The sequence below is a fragment of the Rhizobium sp. AC27/96 genome (assembly GCF_001692325.1).
Classification (GTDB): domain Bacteria; phylum Pseudomonadota; class Alphaproteobacteria; order Rhizobiales; family Rhizobiaceae; genus Rhizobium.
On the sequence record NZ_LXKN01000001.1, the window covers coordinates 694,431 to 718,181 of the forward strand.

General features: G+C 59.0%; 28 protein-coding genes. 27 read left to right on the forward strand and 1 reads right to left on the reverse strand.

Annotation, left to right across the window (positions count from 1 at the left end; all coding sequences use genetic code 11):
* Positions 1 to 119: 119 nt before the first annotated feature.
* Positions 120 to 4,262: a DNA-directed RNA polymerase subunit beta gene (rpoB, locus tag A6U86_RS03425; RefSeq protein WP_068386062.1), complete on the forward strand. Its 4,143-nt coding sequence runs from the start codon at positions 120 to 122 to the stop codon at positions 4,260 to 4,262.
* A 190-nt stretch (positions 4,263 to 4,452) separates the two neighbouring features.
* Positions 4,453 to 8,664 carry a DNA-directed RNA polymerase subunit beta' gene (gene rpoC / locus A6U86_RS03430; protein ID WP_068387800.1) on the forward strand — a complete coding sequence of 1,404 codons (4,212 nt, stop codon included), beginning with the start codon at positions 4,453 to 4,455 and terminating at the stop codon, positions 8,662 to 8,664.
* Positions 8,665 to 8,775: 111 nt separating this feature from the next.
* On the opposite strand, the gene A6U86_RS03435 is transcribed toward rpoC, so the two are convergent.
* Positions 8,776 to 9,069, reverse strand: a complete 294-nt coding sequence (locus A6U86_RS03435) for a transcriptional regulator (RefSeq protein WP_068386063.1) — start codon at positions 9,067 to 9,069, stop codon at positions 8,776 to 8,778.
* 508 nt (positions 9,070 to 9,577) lie between these two features.
* Between A6U86_RS03435 and rpsL the strand changes: the two genes are divergently transcribed.
* From rpsL to rplO, 25 genes are all read left to right on the forward strand, one after another.
* A complete protein-coding gene (gene rpsL / locus A6U86_RS03440) occupies positions 9,578 to 9,949 on the forward strand; it encodes a 30S ribosomal protein S12 (RefSeq protein ID WP_003507760.1) in 372 nt (123 codons plus the stop codon).
* 79 nt (positions 9,950 to 10,028) lie between these two features.
* Positions 10,029 to 10,499 carry a 30S ribosomal protein S7 gene (gene rpsG / locus A6U86_RS03445; RefSeq protein WP_034486676.1) on the forward strand — a complete coding sequence of 157 codons (471 nt, stop codon included), beginning with the start codon at positions 10,029 to 10,031 and terminating at the stop codon, positions 10,497 to 10,499.
* A gap of 30 nt (positions 10,500 to 10,529) precedes the next feature.
* Positions 10,530 to 12,629 (forward strand): elongation factor G, encoded by a 2,100-nt coding sequence (gene fusA, locus A6U86_RS03450; RefSeq protein ID WP_068386065.1) that lies wholly within the window; start codon positions 10,530 to 10,532, stop codon positions 12,627 to 12,629.
* A gap of 67 nt (positions 12,630 to 12,696) precedes the next feature.
* Entirely contained in the window at positions 12,697 to 13,872 is a 1,176-nt protein-coding gene (gene tuf, locus A6U86_RS03455; protein ID WP_068386066.1) for an elongation factor Tu, read from the forward strand.
* Between the two features lie 161 nt (positions 13,873 to 14,033).
* Complete coding sequence (rpsJ, locus tag A6U86_RS03460; protein ID WP_003547547.1) at positions 14,034 to 14,342, forward strand: 30S ribosomal protein S10; 309 nt, start codon at positions 14,034 to 14,036, stop codon at positions 14,340 to 14,342.
* Positions 14,343 to 14,378: 36 nt separating this feature from the next.
* Positions 14,379 to 15,020 (forward strand): 50S ribosomal protein L3, encoded by a 642-nt coding sequence (gene rplC, locus A6U86_RS03465; RefSeq protein WP_068386068.1) that lies wholly within the window; start codon positions 14,379 to 14,381, stop codon positions 15,018 to 15,020.
* A 13-nt stretch (positions 15,021 to 15,033) separates the two neighbouring features.
* A complete protein-coding gene (gene rplD, locus A6U86_RS03470; protein WP_068386069.1) occupies positions 15,034 to 15,654 on the forward strand; it encodes a 50S ribosomal protein L4 in 621 nt (206 codons plus the stop codon).
* Positions 15,651 to 15,944, forward strand: coding sequence for a 50S ribosomal protein L23 (locus tag A6U86_RS03475; RefSeq protein WP_007690755.1), 294 nt, complete (start codon positions 15,651 to 15,653; stop codon positions 15,942 to 15,944). The genes rplD and A6U86_RS03475 overlap by 4 nt, the downstream gene beginning before the upstream one ends.
* Positions 15,945 to 15,955: 11 nt before the next feature.
* Entirely contained in the window at positions 15,956 to 16,792 is an 837-nt protein-coding gene (rplB, locus tag A6U86_RS03480) for a 50S ribosomal protein L2 (RefSeq protein ID WP_068386070.1), read from the forward strand.
* Between the two features lie 15 nt (positions 16,793 to 16,807).
* Positions 16,808 to 17,086, forward strand: coding sequence for a 30S ribosomal protein S19 (rpsS, locus tag A6U86_RS03485; RefSeq protein ID WP_037199970.1), 279 nt, complete (start codon positions 16,808 to 16,810; stop codon positions 17,084 to 17,086).
* A gap of 2 nt (positions 17,087 to 17,088) precedes the next feature.
* The gene (gene rplV / locus A6U86_RS03490) at positions 17,089 to 17,478 is read left to right on the forward strand and encodes a 50S ribosomal protein L22 (RefSeq protein WP_015339603.1); all 390 of its coding nucleotides are present in this window, start codon (positions 17,089 to 17,091) and stop codon (positions 17,476 to 17,478) included.
* Entirely contained in the window at positions 17,478 to 18,203 is a 726-nt protein-coding gene (gene rpsC / locus A6U86_RS03495; RefSeq protein ID WP_004118393.1) for a 30S ribosomal protein S3, read from the forward strand. The genes rplV and rpsC overlap by 1 nt, the downstream gene beginning before the upstream one ends.
* 36 nt (positions 18,204 to 18,239) lie before the next feature.
* Positions 18,240 to 18,653 carry a 50S ribosomal protein L16 gene (gene rplP, locus A6U86_RS03500; RefSeq protein ID WP_003547555.1) on the forward strand — a complete coding sequence of 138 codons (414 nt, stop codon included), beginning with the start codon at positions 18,240 to 18,242 and terminating at the stop codon, positions 18,651 to 18,653.
* 11 nt (positions 18,654 to 18,664) lie between these two features.
* On the forward strand, positions 18,665 to 18,865 hold the full coding sequence (gene rpmC / locus A6U86_RS03505; RefSeq protein WP_007690763.1) for a 50S ribosomal protein L29: 201 nt from the start codon (positions 18,665 to 18,667) through the stop codon (positions 18,863 to 18,865).
* 12 nt (positions 18,866 to 18,877) lie between these two features.
* Positions 18,878 to 19,117: a 30S ribosomal protein S17 gene (gene rpsQ, locus A6U86_RS03510; protein ID WP_068386071.1), complete on the forward strand. Its 240-nt coding sequence runs from the start codon at positions 18,878 to 18,880 to the stop codon at positions 19,115 to 19,117.
* A gap of 224 nt (positions 19,118 to 19,341) precedes the next feature.
* Entirely contained in the window at positions 19,342 to 19,710 is a 369-nt protein-coding gene (rplN, locus tag A6U86_RS03515) for a 50S ribosomal protein L14 (protein WP_003573790.1), read from the forward strand.
* A gap of 12 nt (positions 19,711 to 19,722) precedes the next feature.
* A complete protein-coding gene (gene rplX, locus A6U86_RS03520) occupies positions 19,723 to 20,031 on the forward strand; it encodes a 50S ribosomal protein L24 (RefSeq protein WP_068386072.1) in 309 nt (102 codons plus the stop codon).
* Positions 20,024 to 20,581: a 50S ribosomal protein L5 gene (gene rplE / locus A6U86_RS03525; RefSeq protein WP_068386073.1), complete on the forward strand. Its 558-nt coding sequence runs from the start codon at positions 20,024 to 20,026 to the stop codon at positions 20,579 to 20,581. The genes rplX and rplE overlap by 8 nt, the downstream gene beginning before the upstream one ends.
* A gap of 33 nt (positions 20,582 to 20,614) precedes the next feature.
* On the forward strand, positions 20,615 to 20,920 hold the full coding sequence (rpsN, locus tag A6U86_RS03530) for a 30S ribosomal protein S14 (protein WP_068386075.1): 306 nt from the start codon (positions 20,615 to 20,617) through the stop codon (positions 20,918 to 20,920).
* Between the two features lie 12 nt (positions 20,921 to 20,932).
* Entirely contained in the window at positions 20,933 to 21,331 is a 399-nt protein-coding gene (rpsH, locus tag A6U86_RS03535) for a 30S ribosomal protein S8 (protein ID WP_034507380.1), read from the forward strand.
* A 42-nt stretch (positions 21,332 to 21,373) separates the two neighbouring features.
* Positions 21,374 to 21,907 (forward strand): 50S ribosomal protein L6, encoded by a 534-nt coding sequence (gene rplF, locus A6U86_RS03540; RefSeq protein WP_068386076.1) that lies wholly within the window; start codon positions 21,374 to 21,376, stop codon positions 21,905 to 21,907.
* A 12-nt stretch (positions 21,908 to 21,919) separates the two neighbouring features.
* Complete coding sequence (rplR, locus tag A6U86_RS03545) at positions 21,920 to 22,282, forward strand: 50S ribosomal protein L18 (RefSeq protein WP_068386079.1); 363 nt, start codon at positions 21,920 to 21,922, stop codon at positions 22,280 to 22,282.
* A 130-nt stretch (positions 22,283 to 22,412) separates the two neighbouring features.
* A complete protein-coding gene (rpsE, locus tag A6U86_RS03550) occupies positions 22,413 to 22,982 on the forward strand; it encodes a 30S ribosomal protein S5 (RefSeq protein ID WP_068386081.1) in 570 nt (189 codons plus the stop codon).
* 13 nt (positions 22,983 to 22,995) lie between these two features.
* Complete coding sequence (rpmD, locus tag A6U86_RS03555; protein WP_007690786.1) at positions 22,996 to 23,208, forward strand: 50S ribosomal protein L30; 213 nt, start codon at positions 22,996 to 22,998, stop codon at positions 23,206 to 23,208.
* Positions 23,209 to 23,225: 17 nt separating this feature from the next.
* A complete protein-coding gene (gene rplO / locus A6U86_RS03560) occupies positions 23,226 to 23,711 on the forward strand; it encodes a 50S ribosomal protein L15 (RefSeq protein ID WP_068386082.1) in 486 nt (161 codons plus the stop codon).
* Positions 23,712 to 23,751: the final 40 nt, after the last annotated feature.

Below are 23,751 nucleotides of genomic sequence, written 5' to 3' on the forward strand. Positions count from 1 at the left end.
CGTGCCGAGCGGTTTTCGATTAGTTAGACGAGATTGAACTACTCATTGATTGATGGGGTCGCCTGGCCAGCGTTTCCCATCCGTTGCAGGCCCGGGTGCAGGATTTTAAAGGAGCGACGATGGCTCAGACCCTTTCGTTCAATGGGCGCAGGCGCGTACGCAAGTTTTTTGGTAAGATTCCCGAAGTCGCAGAGATGCCGAACCTCATCGAGGTTCAGAAGGCATCCTACGATCAGTTTCTCATGGTCGAAGAACCCAAGGGCGGCCGCCCGGACGAAGGTCTTCAGGCTGTTTTCAAGTCGGTTTTCCCGATCACCGACTTCTCTGGCGCTTCCATGCTGGAGTTCGTATCCTATGAATTCGAACCGCCGAAGTTCGACGTTGATGAGTGCCGCCAGCGCGACCTGACCTACGCCGCGCCGCTGAAGGTCACTCTCCGTCTGATCGTGTTCGATATCGACGAGGATACCGGCGCGAAGTCCATCAAGGACATCAAGGAACAGAGCGTTTACATGGGCGACATGCCGCTCATGACGAACAACGGTACGTTCATCGTCAACGGCACCGAGCGCGTTATCGTATCGCAGATGCACCGTTCGCCGGGCGTCTTCTTCGACCACGACAAGGGCAAGAGCCATTCCTCCGGCAAGCTGCTCTTTGCCGCTCGCGTCATTCCGTATCGCGGTTCCTGGCTCGACATCGAATTCGATGCCAAGGATATCGTCTACGCCCGTATCGACCGTCGCCGCAAGATTCCGGTGACGTCGCTGCTGATGGCGCTCGGCATGGATGGCGAAGAAATCCTGTCGACCTTCTACACGAAGTCGCTCTACCAGCGCTCCGGCGATGGCTGGCGAATCCCCTTCAAGGCGGAAACGCTGAAGGGCGCCAAGACCGTTACCGACATGATCGACGCCGACACCGGCGAAGTCGTTGTCGAAGGCGGCAAGAAGCTGACGCCGCGCCTGCTGCGCCAGTTGCAGGACAAGGGCCTGAAGGCCCTGAAGGCCACCGACGAAGAGCTTTATGGCCTGTTCCTGGCCGAGGATATCGTCAACTTTCAGACCGGTGAGATCTATCTCGAAGCCGGCGATGAAATCGACGAGAAGACCCTGCCGGTCATCCTCAAGGCTGGTTTCGACGAAATCCCGGTTCTCGGCATCGACCACATCAACGTCGGCGCCTACATCCGCAACACGCTGTCCGCGGACAAGAACGAAAACCGTCAGGACGCTCTGTTCGATATCTATCGCGTCATGCGTCCGGGTGAGCCGCCGACCATGGAGTCGGGCGAAGCCATGTTCAACTCGCTGTTCTTCGATGCGGAGCGTTACGACCTCTCCGCTGTCGGCCGCGTGAAGATGAACATGCGTCTCGACCTCGAGGTCGAGGACACCGTTCGCATCCTGCGCAAGGACGACATCCTGGCCGTGGTCAAGATGCTTGTCGAACTGCGCGACGGCAAGGGCGAGATCGACGACATCGACAACCTCGGCAACCGCCGTGTTCGTTCTGTCGGCGAACTGATGGAGAACCAGTATCGTCTGGGTCTGCTGCGCATGGAACGTGCGATCAAGGAACGCATGTCCTCGATCGAAATCGACACGGTCATGCCGCAGGATCTGATCAACGCCAAGCCGGCTGCCGCCGCCGTTCGCGAATTCTTCGGCTCCTCGCAGCTATCGCAGTTCATGGACCAGGTGAACCCGCTTTCGGAAATCACCCACAAGCGCCGTCTTTCGGCTCTTGGTCCGGGTGGTCTGACCCGCGAGCGCGCCGGCTTCGAAGTCCGCGACGTTCATCCGACGCACTACGGTCGTATTTGCCCGATCGAAACGCCGGAAGGCCCGAACATCGGTCTTATCAACTCGCTGGCGACCTTTGCCCGCGTCAACAAGTACGGCTTCATCGAAAGCCCTTATCGCCGCATCATCGACGGTAAGGTGACCAACGATGTGCTCTACCTCTCCGCTATGGAAGAGGCGAAGTACTACGTTGCCCAGGCCAATGCCGAGCTCGACGCCGAAGGCTCCTTCATCGAGGAATTCGTCGTCTGCCGTCATGCCGGCGAAGTCATGCTTGCTCCGCGCGACAACATCAACCTGATGGACGTCTCGCCGAAGCAGCTGGTTTCGGTCGCAGCCGCGCTGATCCCGTTCCTGGAAAACGACGACGCCAACCGCGCTCTCATGGGCTCGAACATGCAGCGTCAGGCCGTGCCGCTTCTGCGTGCCGAAGCTCCGTTCGTCGGTACCGGCATGGAGCCGGTCGTCGCACGTGACTCCGGCGCTGCCATCGGCGCCCGCCGCGGCGGCGTGGTCGACCAGGTCGACGCGACGCGTATCGTTATCCGCGCCACCGAAGACCTCGATCCGTCGAAGTCTGGCGTCGATATCTACCGCCTGATGAAGTTCCAGCGTTCGAACCAGAATACCTGCGTCAACCAGCGTCCGCTTGTTACCGTCGGTGACGTGGTCAACCGGGGCGACATTCTGGCCGACGGTCCGTCCACCGACCTCGGCGATCTGGCGCTCGGCCGCAACGTGCTCGTCGCGTTCATGCCGTGGAACGGCTACAACTACGAAGACTCGATCCTGCTCTCCGAGCGTATCGTTGCCGACGACGTGTTCACCTCCATCCACATCGAAGAATTCGAAGTGATGGCGCGTGACACCAAGCTTGGTCCGGAAGAAATCACCCGCGACATTCCGAACGTTTCGGAAGAAGCGCTGAAGAACCTGGACGAAGCCGGTATCGTTTACATCGGCGCTGAAGTTCAGCCGGGCGATATCCTCGTCGGCAAGATCACGCCGAAGGGCGAAAGCCCGATGACGCCGGAAGAAAAGCTTCTGCGCGCCATCTTCGGTGAAAAGGCGTCCGACGTTCGCGACACCTCCATGCGCATGCCGCCCGGCACCTACGGTACGGTCGTCGAAGTTCGCGTTTTCAACCGCCACGGCGTTGAGAAGGACGAACGCGCCATGGCGATCGAGCGCGAAGAGATCGAGCGTCTCGCGAAGGACCGCGACGACGAGCAGGCGATCCTCGACCGTAACGTCTACGGCCGTCTGGTCGAAATGCTGCGTGGTCAGGTCGCTCTTGCAGGTCCGAAGGGCTTCAAGAAGGGCACGGAACTGTCGAACGCCATCGTTTCGGAGTATCCGCGTTCGCAGTGGTGGATGTTCGCCGTCGAAGACGAAAAGATCCAGAGCGAGCTCGAAGCCCTGCGTGGCCAGTACGACGAATCCAAGTCGCGCCTTGAACAGCGCTTCATGGACAAGGTCGAGAAGGTCCAGCGCGGCGATGAAATGCCTCCGGGCGTCATGAAGATGGTCAAGGTCTTCGTCGCTGTTAAGCGCAAGATCCAGCCAGGCGACAAGATGGCTGGCCGTCACGGCAACAAGGGTGTCGTATCGCGCATCGTGCCCGTTGAAGACATGCCGTTCCTCGAAGACGGTACGCATGTCGACATCGTGCTGAACCCGCTCGGCGTTCCCTCGCGTATGAACGTCGGTCAGATTCTCGAGACGCACCTCGGCTGGGCTTGCGCCGGCATGGGTCGTCAGATCGGTGAACTGATCGATGCTTACAAGGCGAGCGGCAACATCGAACCTCTGCGCAAGACGATCGACATGGTCGTCGGCGACGGTCCGAAGAGCGACGACGTGCACGCATATGACGATGCATCGGTCCTGCGTCTGGCCGACCAGTGGAAGCGTGGCGTGTCCATCGCGACCCCGGTCTTCGACGGCGCCGGCGAAGCCGATGTCAACGAGATGCTGGCAATGGCAGGTCTCAAGGAGACCGGTCAGTCGACTCTGTACGACGGTCGTACCGGCGAGCAGTTCGACCGTCAGGTCACGGTTGGCTACATCTACATGCTGAAGCTGAACCACCTTGTCGACGACAAGATCCACGCCCGTTCGATCGGTCCATACTCGCTCGTCACTCAGCAGCCGCTGGGCGGTAAGGCGCAGTTCGGCGGTCAGCGCTTCGGCGAAATGGAAGTCTGGGCGCTCGAAGCTTACGGTGCAGCCTACACGCTGCAGGAAATGCTCACGGTCAAGTCGGACGACGTGGCCGGCCGCACCAAGGTCTACGAAGCCATCGTTCGTGGCGACGACACCTTCGAAGCGGGCATTCCGGAAAGCTTCAACGTTCTCGTCAAGGAAATGCGTTCGCTGGGTCTCAGCGTCGAATTGGAAAACTCCAAGATTGACGATCTGCAGACCGCGACCCAGCTTCCGGACGCAGCCGAGTAACAGCTGATAGGGTGCGCGCTGTCCGTCAGCGCGCACCGTTCCAGCCGGCGCCCGATTTCCGGTGGCGCCAGGCGGGGACGGTTTCGCCGCATTTTGCGGTTATTGTCGTTTTAGCGCGTCAGTCCGGTTCCCGGGAATTTGCCGGCACTGATTGCAGTTCGAGGGCGCTTCGCCCCAAAAGGAGACAGGCATGAACCAAGAGGTCATGAATCTTTTCAATCCGCAGGTGCCTGCACAGAACTTCGATTCCATCCGGATATCGATCGCATCGCCGGAGAAGATTCTTTCCTGGTCTTATGGCGAGATCAAGAAGCCGGAAACGATCAACTATCGTACGTTCAAGCCGGAACGCGATGGTCTTTTCTGCGCGCGAATCTTCGGGCCGATCAAGGATTACGAGTGCTTGTGCGGCAAGTACAAGCGCATGAAGTACAAGGGCATCATCTGCGAAAAGTGCGGCGTCGAAGTCACGCTGTCGCGCGTTCGCCGTGAGCGCATGGGCCATATCGAGCTCGCCGCTCCCGTTGCCCACATCTGGTTCCTGAAGTCGCTGCCTTCTCGCATTTCGACGCTGCTCGACATGACGCTGAAGGATGTCGAGCGCGTTCTGTACTTCGAGAACTACATCGTCACCGAGCCGGGCCTGACTGCTCTTAAGGAGCATCAGCTTCTGTCGGAAGAAGAGTACATGCTCGCCATCGACGAGTATGGCGAAGATCAGTTCACCGCCATGATCGGTGCTGAAGCGATCTACGAGATGCTTGCCAGCATGCAGCTCGAAAAGATCGCCGGCGATCTGCGCTCCGAGCTTGCCGACACCACGTCGGATCTCAAGCAGAAGAAGCTGATGAAGCGCCTGAAGATCGTCGAGAACTTCATGGAATCGGGCAATCGTCCTGAATGGATGATCATGAAGGTCGTCCCGGTCATCCCGCCGGACCTGCGCCCGCTGGTTCCGCTCGATGGCGGCCGTTTCGCGACGTCGGATCTGAACGATCTGTATCGCCGCGTCATCAACCGTAACAACCGTCTGAAGCGCCTCATCGAACTGCGCGCTCCGGGCATCATCATCCGTAACGAAAAGCGCATGCTGCAGGAATCTGTCGATGCGCTGTTCGACAACGGCCGCCGTGGCCGGGTCATCACCGGCGCCAACAAGCGTCCGCTGAAGTCGCTGTCCGACATGCTCAAGGGCAAGCAGGGCCGCTTCCGTCAGAACCTGCTCGGCAAGCGCGTCGACTATTCCGGCCGTTCGGTCATCGTGACCGGTCCGGAATTGAAGCTGCACCAGTGCGGCCTGCCGAAGAAGATGGCGCTCGAGCTGTTCAAGCCGTTCATCTACGCCCGCCTCGACGCCAAGGGTTACTCCTCGACCGTCAAGCAGGCCAAGAAGCTGGTCGAAAAGGAAAAGCCGGAAGTCTGGGATATCCTCGATGAGGTCATCCGCGAGCATCCGGTTCTCCTGAACCGCGCACCGACGCTGCACCGCCTGGGCATCCAGGCCTTCGAACCCATGCTGGTCGAAGGCAAGGCCATCCAGCTGCACCCGCTCGTCTGCACGGCCTTCAACGCCGACTTCGACGGCGACCAGATGGCTGTTCACGTACCGCTGTCGCTTGAAGCCCAGCTTGAAGCACGCGTGCTGATGATGTCGACCAACAACATCCTGCATCCGGCAAACGGCGCACCGATCATCGTTCCCTCGCAGGACATGGTTCTCGGCCTCTACTATCTGTCGATCCTGAACCAGAACGAGCCGGGCGAAGGCATGGCCTTCTCCGACCTCGGCGAGCTGCACCATGCACTCGAAAACAAGGTCGTGACGCTGCATTCCAAGATCCGCGGCCGCTTCAAGTCGGTCGACGAAGAGGGCAAGCCCTATTCGAAGATCTACGAAACGACGCCTGGCCGCCTGCTGATCGGCGAACTTCTGCCTAAGCACGGCAAGGTGACCTTCGATATCTGCAACCAGGAAATGACCAAGAAGAACATCTCCAAGATGATCGACACGGTCTATCGCCATTGCGGCCAGAAGGACACGGTCATTTTCTGCGACCGCATCATGCAGCTCGGCTTCTCCCATGCTTGCCGCGCCGGCATTTCGTTCGGCAAGGACGACATGGTTATTCCGGATACCAAGGTTAAGATCGTTGGCGACACCGAAGCCTTGGTCAAGGAATACGAACAGCAGTACAATGACGGTCTGATCACCCAGGGCGAGAAGTACAACAAGGTTGTCGACGCTTGGGGCAAGGCTACCGAAAAGGTCGCCGAAGAAATGATGGCCCGCATTAAGGCCGTCGAATTCGACGAAAAGACCGGTCGTCAGAAGCCGATGAACTCGATCTACATGATGAGCCATTCGGGCGCTCGTGGTTCGCCGAACCAGATGCGTCAGTTGGGCGGTATGCGCGGCCTCATGGCCAAGCCGTCGGGCGAAATCATCGAGACGCCGATCATCTCGAACTTCAAGGAAGGCCTGACCGTTAACGAGTACTTCAACTCGACGCACGGTGCCCGTAAGGGTCTGGCAGACACCGCCTTGAAGACCGCGAACTCGGGCTACCTGACCCGCCGTCTCGTCGACGTCGCTCAGGATTGCATCGTCACGCACGTGGATTGCGGCACCGACAAGGGCCTCACCATGACCGCCATCGTCGATGCCGGTCAGGTCGTTGCTTCGCTCGGCGCCCGCATCCTCGGCCGCACGGCACTGGACGATATCGATCATCCGGTCACGGGTGAGCGCATCGTCGATGCCGGCACCATGATCCTGGAACCGGATGTCATCGAGATCGAGAAGGCTGGTATCCAGTCGATCCGTATCCGTTCGGCACTGACCTGCGAAATCCAGACGGGCGTATGCTCGGTCTGCTACGGCCGCGACCTGGCTCGCGGTACGCCTGTCAACCTCGGCGAAGCTGTTGGCGTTATCGCCGCACAGTCGATCGGTGAGCCGGGCACGCAGCTGACCATGCGTACCTTCCACTTGGGCGGCACGGCGACCGTGGTCGACCAGTCGTTCCTGGAAGCTTCGTATGAAGGCACGGTGCAGATCAAGAACCGCAACATGCTGCGCAACTCCGATGGCAACCTGGTTGCCATGGGCCGCAACATGGCGGTTCAGATCCTGGACGAACGCGGCGTCGAGCGCTCCTCGCAGCGCGTCGCTTACGGCTCCAAGATCTATGTCGACGAAGGCGACAAGGTGAAGCGCGGCCAGCGTCTGGCGGAATGGGACCCCTATACCCGTCCGATGATGACGGAATTGGCCGGTACGGTTCAGTTCGAAGACGTCATCGACGGTCTTTCGGTTCTCGAAGCGACCGACGAATCCACCGGCATCACCAAGCGTCAGGTCATCGACTGGCGTTCGACGCCGCGCGGTTCGGACCTGAAGCCGGCGATCGTCATCAAGGACGCCAGCGGCAATGTTGCCAAGCTGTCGCGTGGCGGTGAAGCCCGCTTCCTGCTCTCGGTCGACGCGATCCTGTCCGTCGAGCCGGGCCAGAAGGTGTCGCAGGGTGACGTTCTCGCCCGTTCGCCGCTGGAAAGCGCCAAGACCAAGGACATCACCGGTGGTCTGCCGCGTGTTGCCGAACTGTTCGAAGCTCGTCGTCCAAAGGATCACGCCATCATCGCAGAGATCGATGGTACGATCCGCCTCGGCCGCGACTACAAGAACAAGCGCCGTGTCATCATCGAGCCGGCGGAAGACGGTGTCGAGCCGGTCGAATACCTGATCCCGAAGGGCAAGCCCTTCCACCTTCAGGAAGGCGACTACATCGAAAAGGGTGATTACATCCTCGACGGTAACCCGGCTCCGCACGACATCCTGGCGATCAAGGGCGTGGAGGCTCTGGCTTCCTACCTGGTCAACGAAATCCAGGAAGTCTACCGCTTGCAGGGCGTTGTCATCAACGACAAGCACATCGAAGTGATTGTCCGTCAGATGCTGCAGAAGGTGGAAATCACCGATGCAGGCGACAGCCAGTACATCGTCGGCGACAATGTCGACCGTATCGAGCTGGACGACAACAACGACCGCCTGATCGAAGAGGGCAAGAAGCCTGCTTACGGCGATCCGGTTCTGCTTGGGATCACCAAGGCATCGCTGCAGACGCCGTCCTTCATCTCCGCCGCTTCCTTCCAGGAAACGACGAAGGTGCTGACGGAAGCTGCGATTGCCGGCAAGACCGACGGTCTGCAGGGTCTGAAGGAAAACGTCATCGTCGGCCGCCTCATCCCGGCCGGTACCGGCGGCACCATGACCCAGATCCGCCGTATCGCTACGGCTCGCGACGAGCTCATTCTCGAAGAGCGTCGCAAGGGCACGGGCGCAGCTGTCGCAACGCCGATGCTACAGGATATGGCTGGCGAGAATGCCCCGGCCGCTGAATAAGCGAGACCGCGACCATAGAAAATAAGAAACCGCCCGGAGCGATCCGGGCGGTTTCTTTTTGCTTGGTGATAAGGGGAGGGAGGGGCGCCTGCCTCGAGGAGGCGCGGCCCGTCAGCGGAACCGGATAATCGCGACTTCGCCCTCGAGCGCGCCCTGATAGGCCGATGCGTGCGGTTCTTCGTCCGGAACATCCGTCAGCATGCCGATCTGGTCGAGATCCGCCTCGATGAAGCCTTCCTCGGCGAGCGCGTTGAGCGCCTCGCGTACGGCCGTGTCGTCGTCCGGCGCCCGCAGCATGACATGCAGGTCGATGCCTTCTCCGCCATCGGTCTCGTAGCCCTTGCCGATGATGATGAAGACCATGGGGCCGTCGGAATTGTTGTCGTTGTCTGGCGCAGTAATCATGAGTCTTCCTTCGGGAGTATCGAATCGACCCGGCGATTCCTCGTGGTTGCCTGGGGTCATCGGGTGGAATTGGCTTTCGGTGATTCCTTATAGGGATTTTGGCGAAATACCAAAGTCCATCTTGCCGAAGAGGCGCCATTTCCGTATTCAAAGCGTCAAATGGCCGGTTTTCCCGGGCTTCCGGGCCTTTGTGACAAAGATAATTTCTTAACCGGCCTTGACGAAACGGCGGGAAACCAGTAGTACCGCCGCCATCGGGACCCATGTGAGGCATGGCTGTTCGGAGCGACGCGCTCTGGAGTTCACCTCAAACAAGGTTCTAAACGCACGTTGAAGACAAGAATGCTGCACGCAAGACGCCATCTTGGTGTCCTCTGCTTTTCTGTGGTCCATCTGCGAAAGCGGATCGGGCCACGTTTTGCGCATTGAGACGATCGTGTGTAGTTGCCGGTGACGGCGATAGTCATGCCCGCAAGGGTGTCGAGATAGATTTACAAGGGATGGTTGAATGCCTACCGTAAACCAGCTGATCCGCAAGCCTCGCCAGGCGCAGGTAAAGCGCAATAAGGTTCCTGCTCTCCAGGAAAACCCGCAGAAGCGTGGCGTTTGCACCCGCGTTTACACGACCACGCCGAAGAAGCCGAACTCGGCTCTGCGTAAGGTCGCAAAGATCCGCCTGACCAACGGCTTCGAAGTCATTGGTTACATTCCCGGTGAAGGTCATAACCTTCAGGAACACTCTGTCGTCATGATCCGTGGCGGCCGCGTAAAGGACCTTCCGGGCGTTCGTTACCACATCATCCGCGGCGTTCTCGATACCCAGGGTGTCAAGAACCGCAAGCAGCGCCGTTCCAAGTACGGTGCGAAGCGTCCGAAGTAATTCGGTTTCAGATAATCCGGTGCTGCGCGAGGTTCTCCGCGTGGTGAAGCGCCGCTAACAGTTGAGAGACGAGAAGTACATGTCCAGACGTCATAGAGCAGAAAAGCGCGAGATCAATCCGGACCCGAAGTTCGGCGATCTGGTCGTTACGAAGTTCATGAATGCCATCATGCTCGACGGCAAGAAGTCCGTAGCTGAAAACATCGTATACGGCGCATTCGACGCCGTGCAGGGCAAGGCAAAGCAGGAACCGCTCGGCGTGTTCCATCAGGCTTTGGATAACATCGCTCCGCACGTTGAAGTTCGTTCGCGTCGTGTTGGTGGTGCTACCTACCAGGTTCCGGTCGACGTTCGTCCGGAGCGCCGTCAGGCTCTGGCCATTCGCTGGCTGATCACTGCTGCTCGCAAGCGCAACGAAACCACCATGGTTGACCGCCTGAGCGGCGAACTTCTCGATGCCTCCAACAACCGCGGCGCTGCCGTCAAGAAGCGCGAAGACACGCACAAGATGGCTGATGCCAACCGTGCGTTCTCGCATTATCGCTGGTAATCCCGAACGGTTTCGGAAAGGCAGTCCATTATGGCTCGCGAATATAAAATCGAAGACTACCGTAATTTCGGTATCATGGCGCACATCGACGCCGGCAAGACCACGACCACCGAGCGTATTCTTTATTACACCGGTAAGTCGCACAAGATCGGTGAAGTGCACGACGGCGCAGCCACCATGGACTGGATGGAGCAGGAGCAGGAGCGTGGCATCACGATCACCTCTGCTGCTACCACGACCTACTGGAAGGGCCGTGACGGCAAGACCCGCCGCTTCAACATCATCGACACCCCCGGCCACGTCGACTTCACCATCGAAGTCGAGCGTTCGCTGCGCGTTCTCGACGGTGCCATCGCTCTGCTCGACGCCAACGCCGGCGTTGAGCCGCAGACGGAAACCGTCTGGCGTCAGGCTGAGAAGTACCATGTTCCGCGCATGATCTTCTGCAACAAGATGGACAAGACCGGCGCTGACTTCTATCGCTCGGTTGAGATGATCAAGACCCGCCTCGGCGCGACTGCTGTTGTCATGCAGCTGCCGATCGGTGCGGAAACCGAGTTCAAGGGCGTTATCGACCTGATCGAGATGAATGCTCTCATCTGGCGCGACGAATCGCTCGGCGCTCAGTGGGACGTCGTCGAAATCCCGGAAGACATGAAGGCCAAGGCTGCTGAATATCGCGAAAAGCTGATCGAGACCGTTGTCGAGATCGACGAAGCCGCGACCGAAGCCTACCTCGAAGGCAATCTGCCAGACAACGATCAGATCCGCGCGCTGGTGCGCCGCGGCACGATCGACGTCAAGTTCCACCCGATGTTCTGCGGCACCGCCTTCAAGAACAAGGGCGTTCAGCCGCTGCTCGACGCGGTTGTCGACTACTTGCCGTCGCCGCTCGACATTCCGGCGATCAAGGGCATCGACTTCAAGACCGAAGCCGAAATCGAACGTCATGCTGACGACAGCGAGCCGTTGTCCATGCTGGCCTTCAAGATCATGAACGACCCCTTCGTCGGTTCGCTGACCTTCGCCCGCGTTTACTCCGGCAAGCTCGAAAAGGGCGCATCGGTTATGAACACGGTCAAGGACAAGCGCGAGCGCGTCGGCCGTATGCTGCAGATGCACTCGAACTCGCGTGAAGACATCGAAGAAGCCTTCGCTGGCGACATCGTTGCTCTGGCCGGCCTCAAGGAAACCACAACCGGCGATACGCTCTGCGATCCGCTGAAGCCGGTTATCCTCGAGCGCATGGAATTCCCCGAGCCGGTCATCCAGATCGCGATCGAGCCGAAGACCAAGGGCGACCAGGAAAAGATGGGCCTCGCGCTCAACCGCCTGGCTGCCGAAGATCCGTCCTTCCGCGTGAAGACGGACCAGGAATCAGGTCAGACCATCATCGCCGGCATGGGTGAACTTCACCTCGACATCATCGTCGACCGCATGCGTCGTGAATTCAAGGTTGAAGCTACCGTCGGCGCGCCGCAGGTTGCTTACCGCGAAACCATCACGCGTCAGACGGAAAAGGACTACACCCACAAGAAGCAGTCGGGTGGTACTGGTCAGTTCGCTCGCGTCAAGATCGTGTTCGAACCGAACCCGGACGGCGAAGACTTCAAGTTCGAGTCGAAGATCGTCGGCGGTTCTGTTCCGAAGGAATACATCCCGGGCGTACAGAAGGGCATCGAAAGCGTTCTGTCTTCGGGCCCGCTGGCTGGCTTCCCGATGCTCGGCGTCAAGGCGACGCTCATCGATGGCGCCTTCCACGACGTCGACTCGTCGGTTCTGGCCTTCGAAATCGCTTCGCGCGCTTGCTTCCGTGAAGCAGCCCGTGAAGCTGGTGCCCAGCTCCTCGAGCCGATGATGAAGGTCGAAGTCGTGACGCCGGAAGATTACGTCGGTGACGTTATCGGCGATCTGAACTCGCGTCGTGGCCAGATCCAGGGCCAGGAAAGCCGCGGTATCGCCGTTGTCATCAACGCGAACGTCCCGCTGGCGAACATGTTCAAGTACGTCGATAACCTGCGCTCCATGTCTCAGGGTCGTGCACAGTACACGATGACCTTCGACCATTACGCGCCGGTTCCGTCGAACGTCGCACAGGAAATCCAGGCAAAGTATTCCGGTCAGAAGTGACCGGAATACCAATTGACCGATAACAAGAATTGATCCCCTCGGGGACAGGAAAAACGGAGAGCCGAAAATGGCAAAGAGTAAGTTTGAGCGCAATAAGCCTCACGTTAACATTGGTACGATTGGGCACGTTGACCACGGCAAGACGTCGCTGACAGCAGCGATCACGAAGTACTTCGGCGAGTTCAAGGCGTATGACCAGATCGACGCTGCTCCGGAAGAGAAGGCTCGTGGTATCACGATCTCGACGGCCCACGTTGAGTATGAGACGCCTGCTCGTCACTACGCTCACGTCGACTGCCCCGGCCACGCTGACTATGTCAAGAACATGATCACCGGTGCTGCGCAGATGGACGGCGCGATCCTGGTTTGCTCGGCAGCCGACGGCCCGATGCCGCAGACCCGCGAGCACATCCTGCTCGCCCGTCAGGTTGGCGTTCCGGCAATCGTTGTGTTCCTGAACAAGGTCGACCAGGTTGACGACGCCGAGCTTCTCGAACTCGTCGAGCTCGAAGTTCGCGAACTTCTGTCGTCCTACGACTTCCCGGGCGACGATATCCCGGTTGTCAAGGGTTCGGCACTTGCTGCTCTTGAAGACAGTGACAAGAAGATCGGTGAAGACGCGATCCGCGAGCTGATGGCTCAGGTTGACGCCTACATCCCGACGCCTGAGCGTCCGATCGACCAGCCGTTCCTGATGCCGATGGAAGACGTGTTCTCGATCTCGGGCCGTGGTACGGTTGTGACGGGCCGCGTTGAGCGCGGTATCGTCAAGGTTGGTGAAGAAGTCGAAATCGTCGGCATCCGTGAGACGTCGAAGACGACGGTTACCGGCGTTGAAATGTTCCGCAAGCTGCTCGATCAGGGCCAGGCAGGCGACAACATCGGCGCACTGGTTCGCGGTGTTAACCGTGACGGCGTCGAGCGTGGTCAGATCCTGTGCAAGCCGGGCTCTGTCAAGCCGCACAAGAAGTTCATGGCCGAAGCCTACATCCTGACGAAGGAAGAAGGCGGCCGTCATACGCCGTTCTTCACGAACTACCGTCCGCAGTTCTACTTCCGTACGACTGACGTGACCGGCATCGTGACGCTTCCGGAAGGCACGGAAATGGTTATGCCAGGCGACAACGTCACGGTTGCCGTTGAGCTGATCGTTCCGATCGCGATGGAAGAAAAGCTTCGCTTCGCTATCCGCGAAGGCGGCCGTACCGTCGGCGCAGGCATCGTTGCCTCCATCGTCGAGTAATAAGCAGGCGGCTGGCCAAGGCCCGCAAATGAGTGATGGGGACGCCGGTAAATTCGGTGTCCCTCTCGATCTTTGAAACCGGTGGCCCGCCTAAGGTAACTAAAGGTAAAGACGTGTCTCTTAGAGAGACGCGCGGATAACAAACACAAGGATAAAGTCGAATGAACGGCCAGAATATCCGCATCCGCCTTAAGGCGTTCGATCATCGGATTCTCGACGCTTCCACGCGCGAGATCGTGTCGACGGCTAAGCGCACCGGTGCTAGCGTCCGGGGCCCCGTTCCGCTTCCGACCCGTATCGAGAAGTTCACGGTGAACCGGTCCCCGCACATCGACAAGAAGAGCCGCGAGCAGTTCGAGATGCGCACGCATAAGCGCCTTCTCGACATCGTTGACCCGACCCCGCAGACGGTAGACGCGCTGATGAAGCTCGATCTCGCCGCCGGTGTCGATGTTGAGATCAAGCTCTGAGACCTGGTCTCGAGCTGAGTGAGAAGGATTGAACCGATGCGTTCAGGTGTGATTGCACAGAAGGTGGGAATGACCCGCGTCTATAACGACGCCGGCGAGCATGTCCCGGTAACCGTATTGCGTTTGGAAGGCTGCCAGGTCGTGGCCCAGCGCACAGTAGAGAAGAATGGCTACACCGCAGTTCAGCTCGGTGCCGGCCAGGCAAAAGTTAAGAACACGACGAAGGCCCTGCGCGGTCATTTCGCCGTCGCCAGCGTTGAGCCGAAGGCCAAGCTCGTTGAATTCCGTGTCACGGATGACAACCTGCTTGAAGTCGGCACCGAGATCAAGGCAGCTCACTTTGCAGCGGGCCAGCTCGTCGACGTGACCGGTACGACGATCGGTAAGGGTTTTGCCGGCGCCATCAAGCGCCACGGCTTCGGCGGTTTGCGTGCTACGCACGGTGTGTCGGTTTCGCACCGCTCGCACGGTTCGACCGGCTCGCGCCAGGATCCGGGCAAGGTGTTCAAGAACAAGAAGATGGCTGGTCACATGGGCCAGACGCGCGTGACGACGCAGAACCTTGAAGTAGTATCGACCGACGAAGATCGCGGTCTGATCCTTATCAAGGGTGCGGTTCCCGGCTCCAAGGGTGCCTGGATCATCGTGCGCGACGCCGTCAAGTCGGCATCGAAGTAAGGGAGCCAAACCAATGGAATTGAACGTCAAGACCCTCGAGGGCAAAGACGCTGGGAAGGTTTCCCTTTCTGATGCGATTTTCGGCCTTGAGCCGCGTGAAGATATCATCGCACGCGTCATTCGCTGGCAGCTCGCCAAGAAGCGCCAGGGCACGCACAAGGCTAAGGGCCGCGCAGAAATAGCGCGCACCGGCGCCAAGATGTACAAGCAGAAGGGTACGGGCCGCGCTCGTCACCATTCGGCTCGTGCTCCGCAGTTCCGCGGTGGTGGTAAGGCTCACGGCCCGGTCGTTCGCAGCCATGAGCATGACCTTCCCAAGAAGGTTCGCGCCCTCGGCCTGCGTCTCGCGCTCTCCGCCAAGTTCAAGGCTGAGGACGTTATCGTTCTCGACAACCTGGTCGCAGCTGATGCGAAGACCAAGGCTCTGGCCGGTGCTTTCGAGACGCTGGGCCTGACCAACGCGCTCTTCATCGGTGGTGCAGAGCTCGACAGCAACTTCAAGCTCGCAGCCGCGAACATCCCGAATATCGATGTTCTCCCGGTTCAGGGCATCAACGTTTACGACATCCTGCGCCGCGGCAAGCTTGTGCTGTCCAAGGCTGCAGTTGAGGCTCTAGAGGAGCGATTCAAGTGACGGATCTTCGCCATTACGATGTGATCGTTTCTCCTGCGATCACCGAAAAGTCCACCCTGCTTTCGGACAACAATCAGGTTGTTTTCAACGTTGCCAAGACCGCGACGAAGCCTGAAATCAAGGCTGCCGTTGAAGCGCTGTTCGGCGTCAAGGTAACGGCCGTCAACACCCTGCTGCGCCTGGGCAAGACCAAGCGGTTCAAAGGTCTCGTCGGCAAGCAGAAGGACGTGAAGAAGGCTATCGTGACGCTCGCCGAAGGCCAGTCGATCGACGTCTCCACCGGTCTCTGAGGAATAAGAAAATGGCATTGAAAACATTCAATCCGACGACCCCGAGCCAGCGTCAGCTGGTCATCGTCGACCGCTCTTCGCTCTACAAGGGCAAGCCGGTCAAGGCGCTGACGGAAGGCCTGACCTCCAAGGGCGGCCGTAACAACACCGGCCGTATCACCGTTCGTTTCCAGGGCGGTGGTCACAAGCGCACCTATCGTCTGGTCGACTTCAAGCGTCGCAAGTTCGACGTTGAGGGCACCGTCGAGCGTATCGAATACGATCCGAACCGTACCGCTTACATCGCTCTGGTGAAGTACACGGACGGCGAACTGGCCTATATCCTCGCTCCGCAGCGTCTGACTGCCGGCGACAAGGTCATCGCTTCGGAAAAGGCTGTGGACGTGAAGCCGGGCAACACCATGCCGCTTCAGTTCATCCCGGTCGGCTCCATCATCCACAATGTGGAAATGAAGCCGGGCAAGGGTGGTCAGATCGGTCGCTCTGCTGGTTCCTACGCCCAGCTCGTTGGTCGTGACCAGGGTATGGCGATCCTTCGCCTGAACTCCGGCGAACAGCGCCTCGTGCACGGCAGCTGCCTTGCAACGATCGGTGCCGTTTCCAACCCGGATCACGCCAACATCAACGACGGTAAGGCCGGTCGCTCGCGTTGGCGCGGCAAGAAGCCGCATAACCGCGGCGTCGTCATGAACCCGGTCGACCATCCGCACGGCGGTGGTGAAGGCCGCACCTCTGGTGGTCGCCATCCGGTGACCCCGTGGGGCAAGCCGACCAAGGGCAAGCGTACGCGGTCGAACAAGTCGACCGACAAGATGATCATGCGCTCGCGCCATCAGCGCAAGAAGTAAGAGAGGAAGTCTCAAGTGGCTCGTTCAGTATGGAAAGGTCCGTTTGTTGACGGCTATCTTCTCAAGAAGGCTGAGAAGGTGCGTGAAGGCGGACGTAACGAAGTGATCAAGATGTGGAGCCGTCGCTCCACCATCATGCCGCAGTTCGTTGGTCTCACCTTTGGTGTTTACAACGGCAGCAAGCATATTCCGGTCAGCGTCAATGAAGACATGGTCGGACACAAGTTCGGCGAGTTCGCCCCGACCCGTACCTATTATGGTCACGGTGCGGACAAGAAGGCGAAGAGGAAGTAACAATGGGCAAGGCAAAAACCGAACGCCGGCTGAAGGATAATGAGGCGCAGGCAGTTGCGCGCACGCTCCGTGTCAGCCCGCAGAAGCTCAACCTGGTCGCGGCTTCTATCCGCGGCAAGAAGGTTGATCGCGCGCTCGCAGAGCTGGAATTCTCGCGCAAGCGTATCGCAGGCGCCGTCAAGAAGACGCTCGAATCCGCGATCGCCAATGCAGAGAACAACCATGATCTCGACGTTGACTCGCTGGTCGTGGCTGAAGCCTACGTCGGCAAGTCGATCGTCATGAAGCGTTTCCACGCTCGTGGCCGCGGTCGTGCATCGCGCATCGAACGTCCGTTCGCGCATCTGACGATCGTCGTTCGTGAAGTGGAAGCTCAAGAGGAGGCCGCATAATGGGTCAGAAAATCAATCCAATCGGTTTTCGTCTTGGCATCAACCGTACCTGGGATAGCCGCTGGTTTGCGGACAATGCCGAGTATGGCCAGCTTCTTCACGAAGACCTGAAGATGCGCAAGTTCGTCATGAACGAACTGAAGCAGGCTGGTATCTCCAAGGTGGTCATCGAGCGTCCGCACAAGAAGTGCCGCGTTACGATCCACTCGGCTCGTCCGGGCCTGATCATCGGCAAGAAGGGCGCTGACATCGACAAGCTCCGCAAGAAGCTGTCGGACATGACGAATTCCGAAACGCACCTCAACATCGTTGAAGTTCGCAAGCCGGAAATCGACGCAACGCTCGTTGCCCAGTCGATCGCTCAGCAGCTCGAACGCCGCGTTGCTTTCCGTCGTGCCATGAAGCGCGCCGTTCAGTCCGCGATGCGTCTTGGCGCCGAAGGCATCAAGATCACCTGCGCAGGTCGTCTTGGCGGTGCTGAAATCGCTCGTACGGAATGGTACCGCGAAGGTCGCGTGCCGCTGCACACGCTGCGCGCCGACATCGACTACGGTACGGCTGAAGCAGAAACCGCTTTCGGCATCTGCGGCATCAAGGTTTGGATCTTCAAGGGCGAAATCCTTGAGCATGATCCGATGGCCTCCGAACGCCGCGCGCTCGAGGGCGACGCCCAGGGTCCGGCTAGCCGCGATCGCGATAGAGACCGCCGCCGCGACAACGCTTGATAGCGTACGTGGCAGATAAGTTCGGAGAATAAGAAAATGTTGCAGCCAAAGCGTACGAAGTACCGTAAGCAGTTCAAAGGTCGCATCAAGGGCGTCGCCAAGGGCGGCTCTGACCTTGCGTTCGGTGAATTCGGTCTGAAGGCGCAGGAACCAAACCGTGTCAACGCTCGCGAGATCGAAGCGGCCCGCCGCGCGATCACGCGCTACATGAAGCGTGCCGGCCGTGTATGGATCCGCGTGTTTCCGGATGTTCCGGTCACCAAGAAGCCGACCGAAGTCCGTATGGGTAAAGGTAAGGGCTCCGTCGAATACTGGGCATGCAAGGTCAAGCCCGGCCGCATGATGTTCGAGATCGATGGCGTAAGCGAAGAAATCGCTCGTGAGGCTCTGCGCCTCGGGTCCGCCAAGCTCTCAGTCAAGACGCGCTTCGTGCAGCGCATCGCAGAGTAAGGAAGAAGCTCATGAAAGCCGCAGATGTTCGCGCCCTGAGCGCCGACCAACTCAAGGACGAGCTTGCCAAGCTGAAGAAGGAGCAGTTTAACCTGCGCTTTCAGAAGGCGACCGGCCAGCTTGAGAAGTCCTCGCGCATCAACGAAGTCCGCAAGGACATCGCCCGCGTGAAAACCATTGCCCGCCAGAAGGCGGCAGAAGCAAAGGCCTAAAGGAAAAATAACATGCCGAAGCGCATTCTGCAGGGCGTCGTGGTCAGCGACAAGAACGAGAAGACGGTAGTTGTCCGCGTAGAGCGTCGTTTCGCTCACCCGCTGCTCCAGAAGACCGTTCGTCGTTCCAAGAAGTACAAGGCTCACGACGAGAACAATCAGTACAAAATCGGCGACGTCGTTTCCATCGAGGAATGCGCGCCGATCTCCAAGGACAAGACCTGGACGGTCGTTTCCGCCCAGTCCAAGTAACAGAATTTCGCTCAGGCCCTTGCGCTTGGGCGAAATATCTGTATGAAGCACGAGCTTGGAAGCAGGACGCTCGAGAACGGGCGTTCTTTGCTTTGTTGATGGCTGGTGAAGGTGACCGAAGCGGTCCCGGAACCCGGCAAAATCAGACAAGACACTAGTCCATAAGCCGGGGTAGGGGGTCGGTTGACCCAACCATTCCGGTAACAACAAGAAGGCGACCTGACATGATTCAGATGCAAACAAACCTCGACGTGGCGGATAATTCCGGCGCACGTCGTGTCATGTGCATCAAGGTGCTGGGCGGCTCCAAGCGTAAGTATGCCTCGATCGGCGACGTCATCGTTGTTTCGATCAAGGAGGCTATTCCGCGCGGCCGTGTGAAGAAAGGTGACGTGATGAAGGCGGTTGTCGTTCGTACCGCCAAGGACATCCGTCGTCCGGATGGCAGCGTCATCCGCTTCGATACCAACGCAGCAGTCCTCATCGACAACAAAAAAGAGCCGATCGGCACCCGTATCTTCGGACCGGTTCCGCGCGAACTTCGCGCCAAGAACCACATGAAGATCATCTCGCTGGCTCCAGAAGTACTGTAAGGGAGCGGAGCGATGCAGAAGATCCGTAAAGGCGACAAGGTCGTCGTATTGACCGGTAAGGACAAGGGCCGTACCGGCGAAGTCGTTCAAGTGCTGCCGAAGGAAGACCGTGCGGTCGTCCGTGGCGTCAATGTTGTCAAGCGCCACCAGCGCCAGACGCAGAGCCAGGAAGCCGGCATCATCAGCAAGGAAGCCCCGCTTCACCTGTCCAACATTGCAATCGTCGACAAGGACGGCAAGCCGACCCGCGTCGGTTTCAAGTTTGTGGATGGCAAGAAGGTCCGTGTGGCAAAGACCTCTGGAGAAGTGATCGATGGCTGAGGCAAAGTACGAGCCGCGGCTCAAGAAGGAATACAACGCTCGCATTCGCGCGGCTATGCAGGAGGCTTTCTCCTACGCCAACGAAATGCAGATCCCGAAGCTTGAAAAGATCGTGATCAACATGGGCGTAGGCGAAGCAACTGCTGATTCGAAGAAGCCGACTGTTGCTGCTGCCGACCTCGCAGCGATTGCCGGCCAGAAGCCGGTCATCACGCGCGCACGCAACTCCATCGCAGGCTTCAAGGTCCGCGAAAATATGCCGATCGGCGCCAAGGTTACCCTGCGCGGCGCTCGCATGTATGAGTTCCTGGATCGTCTGGTCAACATCGCGCTTCCGCGCGTTCGCGACTTCCGCGGCCTGAACCCGAAGAGCTTTGACGGTCGTGGCAATTTCGCCATGGGCATCAAGGAGCACATTGTGTTCCCAGAGATCAACTACGACAAGGTTGATCAGATGTGGGGCATGGACATCATCGTTTGCACGACGGCGAACACGGACGACGAAGCCCGGACTCTTCTGAAAGAGTTCAACTTCCCGTTCCGTCAATAACCGTAACGACGAGCGTAGAAAAGGAACCCTGATATGGCGAAGACAAGCGCAGTTGAAAAGAACAAGCGCCGCCGCAATACGGTTGCCACTCAGTCCGCAAAGCGGGCTGCTCTGAAGGCAATCATCATGAACCAGTCTCTTTCGATCGAAGACCGGTTCAAGGCCACTCTGAAGCTGGCATCGCTCCCGCGCGATGGATCGAAGACCCGTATTCGCAATCGTTGCGAAGTTTCCGGCCGTCCGCGCGCCTACTACCGCAAACTGCGCATGTCGCGTATCGCGCTGCGTGAACTCGGCAATCTCGGCAAGGTGCCGGGCATTGTCAAGTCGAGCTGGTAAGGAGCAGATTAGATGACTATGACTGATCCTTTGGGCGATATGCTCACCCGCATCCGCAATGGCGCTTCGCGTCGCAAGTCGTCGGTTTCGACGCCTGCTTCCAAGCTCCGTGCGCGCGTTCTCGATGTTCTCCAGGCTGAAGGCTACATCCGTGGCTACTCCGTCGTCGATTTCGGCAACGGCAAGTCTGAGCTCAGCATCGAGCTGAAGTACTATGAAGGCACGTCGGTGATCCGTGAGATCGGCCGCGTGTCCAAGCCGGGCCGCCGAGTTTATGTCTCGGTTAAGTCCATTCCGCAGGTCGCGAACGGTCTCGGCATCACTATCCTTTCGACTCCGAAGGGTGTGATGGCTGATCACCAGGCTCGTGAACAGAATGTTGGTGGTGAGGTTCTCTGCTCGGTCTTCTAAGATCGAACAGGGATCTCCTTCGAAACAGACAGGTTTGAAAAAATGTCTCGTATCGGTAAGAAGCCCGTTCAGGTGCCTGCAGGGATCACGGCCTCGGTTGATGGCCAAAAAGTGACTGCCAAGGGCCCTAAGGGCGAGCTGTTTTTCATCGCTAACGATGAAATCGGTCTCAAGCTTGAAAATAATGCAATCGTCGTAACGCCGCTTAACGACTCCAAGGACGCTCGCTCGAAGTGGGGCATGTCCCGCACGATGGTCGAGAACATCCTGAAGGGTGTTAAGGAAGGCTACGAGCGCAAGCTCGAAATCAACGGCGTCGGCTACCGTGCCGCTCTGCAGGGCAAGAACCTGCAGCTCGCGCTCGGCTTCAGCCACGACGTGATTTACGTGCCGCCGGAAGGCATCACGATTGCTGTGCCGAAGCCGACGGAAATCGTCGTCACCGGCATCAACAAGCAGCAGGTCGGCCAGGTTGCCGCTGAAATCCGCGAATATCGCGGTCCTGAGCCCTACAAGGGCAAGGGCGTTAAGTATGCCGGCGAGCGGATCGTCCGCAAAGAAGGCAAGAAGAAGTAAGGATCACGCGAAATGGCTAGCAGGAAAGAAGCACTTGCACGTCGTGCCAACCGCGTGCGTCGTCAAATCAAGGCGGTGGCCAATGGCCGTCCGCGCCTGTCGGTTCATCGCTCGTCGAAGAACATCTACGTTCAGGTCATCGATGATGTGGCCGGCAAGACGCTTGCGTCTGCCTCCACCCTCGATAAGGATCTGCGCGGTTCTCTGAAGACCGGTGCCGATACCGCCGCCGCAGCCCTCGTTGGCAAGCTCGTAGCCGAGCGTGCCTCCAAGGCAGGCGTCAAGGAAGTCGTGTTCGATCGCGGCGCCTTCATCTACCACGGCCGCATCAAGGCCCTGGCTGAAGCAGCCCGCGAAGGCGGTCTGTCCTTCTGATCAAGTTTCCGGTCGGCAGCTTTCAAGCGCCGGCCGGATGTTCACCGGACCGCACGTTTCCCCGCAAGGGGAGGGCATGCGGTCTTTGTTGTTTGCCGATTGCACCCGGAAAAGAAAAAGGAAGAGGACAATGGCACAGGAAAAGAGGGGCTCGCGGGATGACCGTCAGAGCCGTGAAGAGCGCGATAGCGAATTCGTCGACAAGCTGGTCGCGATTAACCGCGTCGCCAAGGTCGTAAAGGGTGGCCGCCGTTTCGGTTTCGCCGCTCTCGTCGTCGTCGGTGACCAGAAGGGCCGCGTTGGCTTCGGTCACGGCAAGGCACGCGAAGTGCCGGAAGCGATCCGCAAGGCTACCGAAAGCGCCAAGCGCGACATGATCTTCGTACCGCTGCGCGACGGCCGTACGCTGCACCATGACGTTCATGGCCGTCACGGCGCCGGCAAGGTTCTGCTGCGCTCGGCCAAGGTCGGTACCGGTATCATCGCCGGCGGCCCGATGCGTGCCGTTTTCGAAACGCTCGGCGTTCATGACGTCGTTGCCAAGTCGACCGGTTCGTCGAACCCGTACAACATGGTTCGCGCCACGTTCGACGCCCTGAAGCACCAGGTTCACCCGAAGGACATCGCAGCTCAGCGTGGCATCAAGTATGCTACCCTGCAGGCTCGTCGTACCGCTTCGGGCAACGCTACCGAAGAATAAGGGAGTTTGACCTATGGCCAAGACGACCAAGAAGGCTGAAGCCAAGGCGACCGTTACGGTCGAGCAGATTGGCAGCCCGATCCGCCGTCCGGACGTTCAGCAGAAGACGCTGATCGGTCTCGGACTGAACAAGATGCACCGTCGCCGCACGCTGGAAGATACCCCGGCTGTTCGTGGCATGATCCGTGCTGTCCAGCATCTCGTTCGCGTTGTCGACGAGAAGTGAGCCGGAGGTAAATCGCTATGAAATTGAATGACATCAAGGATAACGAAGGCTCTACCCACAGCCGCAAGCGCCTCGGCCGCGGCATCGGCTCCGGCTCCGGCAAGACCGGTGGTCGTGGTGTAAAGGGTCAGAAGTCCCGCTCGGGTGTTGCCATCAACGGCTTCGAAGGTGGTCAGATGCCCATCTATCGTCGCCTGCCGAAGCGTGGCTTCAACAACATCTTCGCCGCCGATTATGTTGTCGTATCGCTGGCTCGCATCCAGGCTGCCGTCGATGCCGGCAAGCTCGATGCGAAGAAGACCGTTGATGCAGCAGCTCTCAAGGCTGCCGGCGTCATCCGCCGCGTCAAGGACGGCGTTCGGGTTCTCTCGGACGGCGAACTGAAGGCGAAGATCACGCTTGAAGTTGCAGGCGCTTCCAAGCCGGCGGTCGAAAAGATCGAAAAGGCTGGCGGCTCCATCAAGCTGCTGGCTGCGGTCGCAGAAGCTTCTGCCGCAGAATAATCTTATCAATAATCGCCCGGGGTGCTTCACTTCGGGCGAT

Coding starts and splice junctions, on each gene's coding strand:
- rpoB (WP_068386062.1), top strand. CDS start 120: ATGGCTCAGACCCTTTCGTTCAATGGGCGCAGGCGCGTACGCAAGTTT.
- rpoC (WP_068387800.1), top strand. CDS start 4,453: ATGAACCAAGAGGTCATGAATCTTTTCAATCCGCAGGTGCCTGCACAG.
- A6U86_RS03435 (WP_068386063.1), bottom strand. CDS start 9,069: ATGATTACTGCGCCAGACAACGACAACAATTCCGACGGCCCCATGGTC.
- rpsL (WP_003507760.1), top strand. CDS start 9,578: ATGCCTACCGTAAACCAGCTGATCCGCAAGCCTCGCCAGGCGCAGGTA.
- rpsG (WP_034486676.1), top strand. CDS start 10,029: ATGTCCAGACGTCATAGAGCAGAAAAGCGCGAGATCAATCCGGACCCG.
- fusA (WP_068386065.1), top strand. CDS start 10,530: ATGGCTCGCGAATATAAAATCGAAGACTACCGTAATTTCGGTATCATG.
- tuf (WP_068386066.1), top strand. CDS start 12,697: ATGGCAAAGAGTAAGTTTGAGCGCAATAAGCCTCACGTTAACATTGGT.
- rpsJ (WP_003547547.1), top strand. CDS start 14,034: ATGAACGGCCAGAATATCCGCATCCGCCTTAAGGCGTTCGATCATCGG.
- rplC (WP_068386068.1), top strand. CDS start 14,379: ATGCGTTCAGGTGTGATTGCACAGAAGGTGGGAATGACCCGCGTCTAT.
- rplD (WP_068386069.1), top strand. CDS start 15,034: ATGGAATTGAACGTCAAGACCCTCGAGGGCAAAGACGCTGGGAAGGTT.
- rplB (WP_068386070.1), top strand. CDS start 15,956: ATGGCATTGAAAACATTCAATCCGACGACCCCGAGCCAGCGTCAGCTG.
- rplV (WP_015339603.1), top strand. CDS start 17,089: ATGGGCAAGGCAAAAACCGAACGCCGGCTGAAGGATAATGAGGCGCAG.
- rpsC (WP_004118393.1), top strand. CDS start 17,478: ATGGGTCAGAAAATCAATCCAATCGGTTTTCGTCTTGGCATCAACCGT.
- rplP (WP_003547555.1), top strand. CDS start 18,240: ATGTTGCAGCCAAAGCGTACGAAGTACCGTAAGCAGTTCAAAGGTCGC.
- rpmC (WP_007690763.1), top strand. CDS start 18,665: ATGAAAGCCGCAGATGTTCGCGCCCTGAGCGCCGACCAACTCAAGGAC.
- rpsQ (WP_068386071.1), top strand. CDS start 18,878: ATGCCGAAGCGCATTCTGCAGGGCGTCGTGGTCAGCGACAAGAACGAG.
- rplN (WP_003573790.1), top strand. CDS start 19,342: ATGATTCAGATGCAAACAAACCTCGACGTGGCGGATAATTCCGGCGCA.
- rplX (WP_068386072.1), top strand. CDS start 19,723: ATGCAGAAGATCCGTAAAGGCGACAAGGTCGTCGTATTGACCGGTAAG.
- rplE (WP_068386073.1), top strand. CDS start 20,024: ATGGCTGAGGCAAAGTACGAGCCGCGGCTCAAGAAGGAATACAACGCT.
- rpsN (WP_068386075.1), top strand. CDS start 20,615: ATGGCGAAGACAAGCGCAGTTGAAAAGAACAAGCGCCGCCGCAATACG.
- rpsH (WP_034507380.1), top strand. CDS start 20,933: ATGACTATGACTGATCCTTTGGGCGATATGCTCACCCGCATCCGCAAT.
- rplF (WP_068386076.1), top strand. CDS start 21,374: ATGTCTCGTATCGGTAAGAAGCCCGTTCAGGTGCCTGCAGGGATCACG.
- rplR (WP_068386079.1), top strand. CDS start 21,920: ATGGCTAGCAGGAAAGAAGCACTTGCACGTCGTGCCAACCGCGTGCGT.
- rpsE (WP_068386081.1), top strand. CDS start 22,413: ATGGCACAGGAAAAGAGGGGCTCGCGGGATGACCGTCAGAGCCGTGAA.
- rpmD (WP_007690786.1), top strand. CDS start 22,996: ATGGCCAAGACGACCAAGAAGGCTGAAGCCAAGGCGACCGTTACGGTC.
- rplO (WP_068386082.1), top strand. CDS start 23,226: ATGAAATTGAATGACATCAAGGATAACGAAGGCTCTACCCACAGCCGC.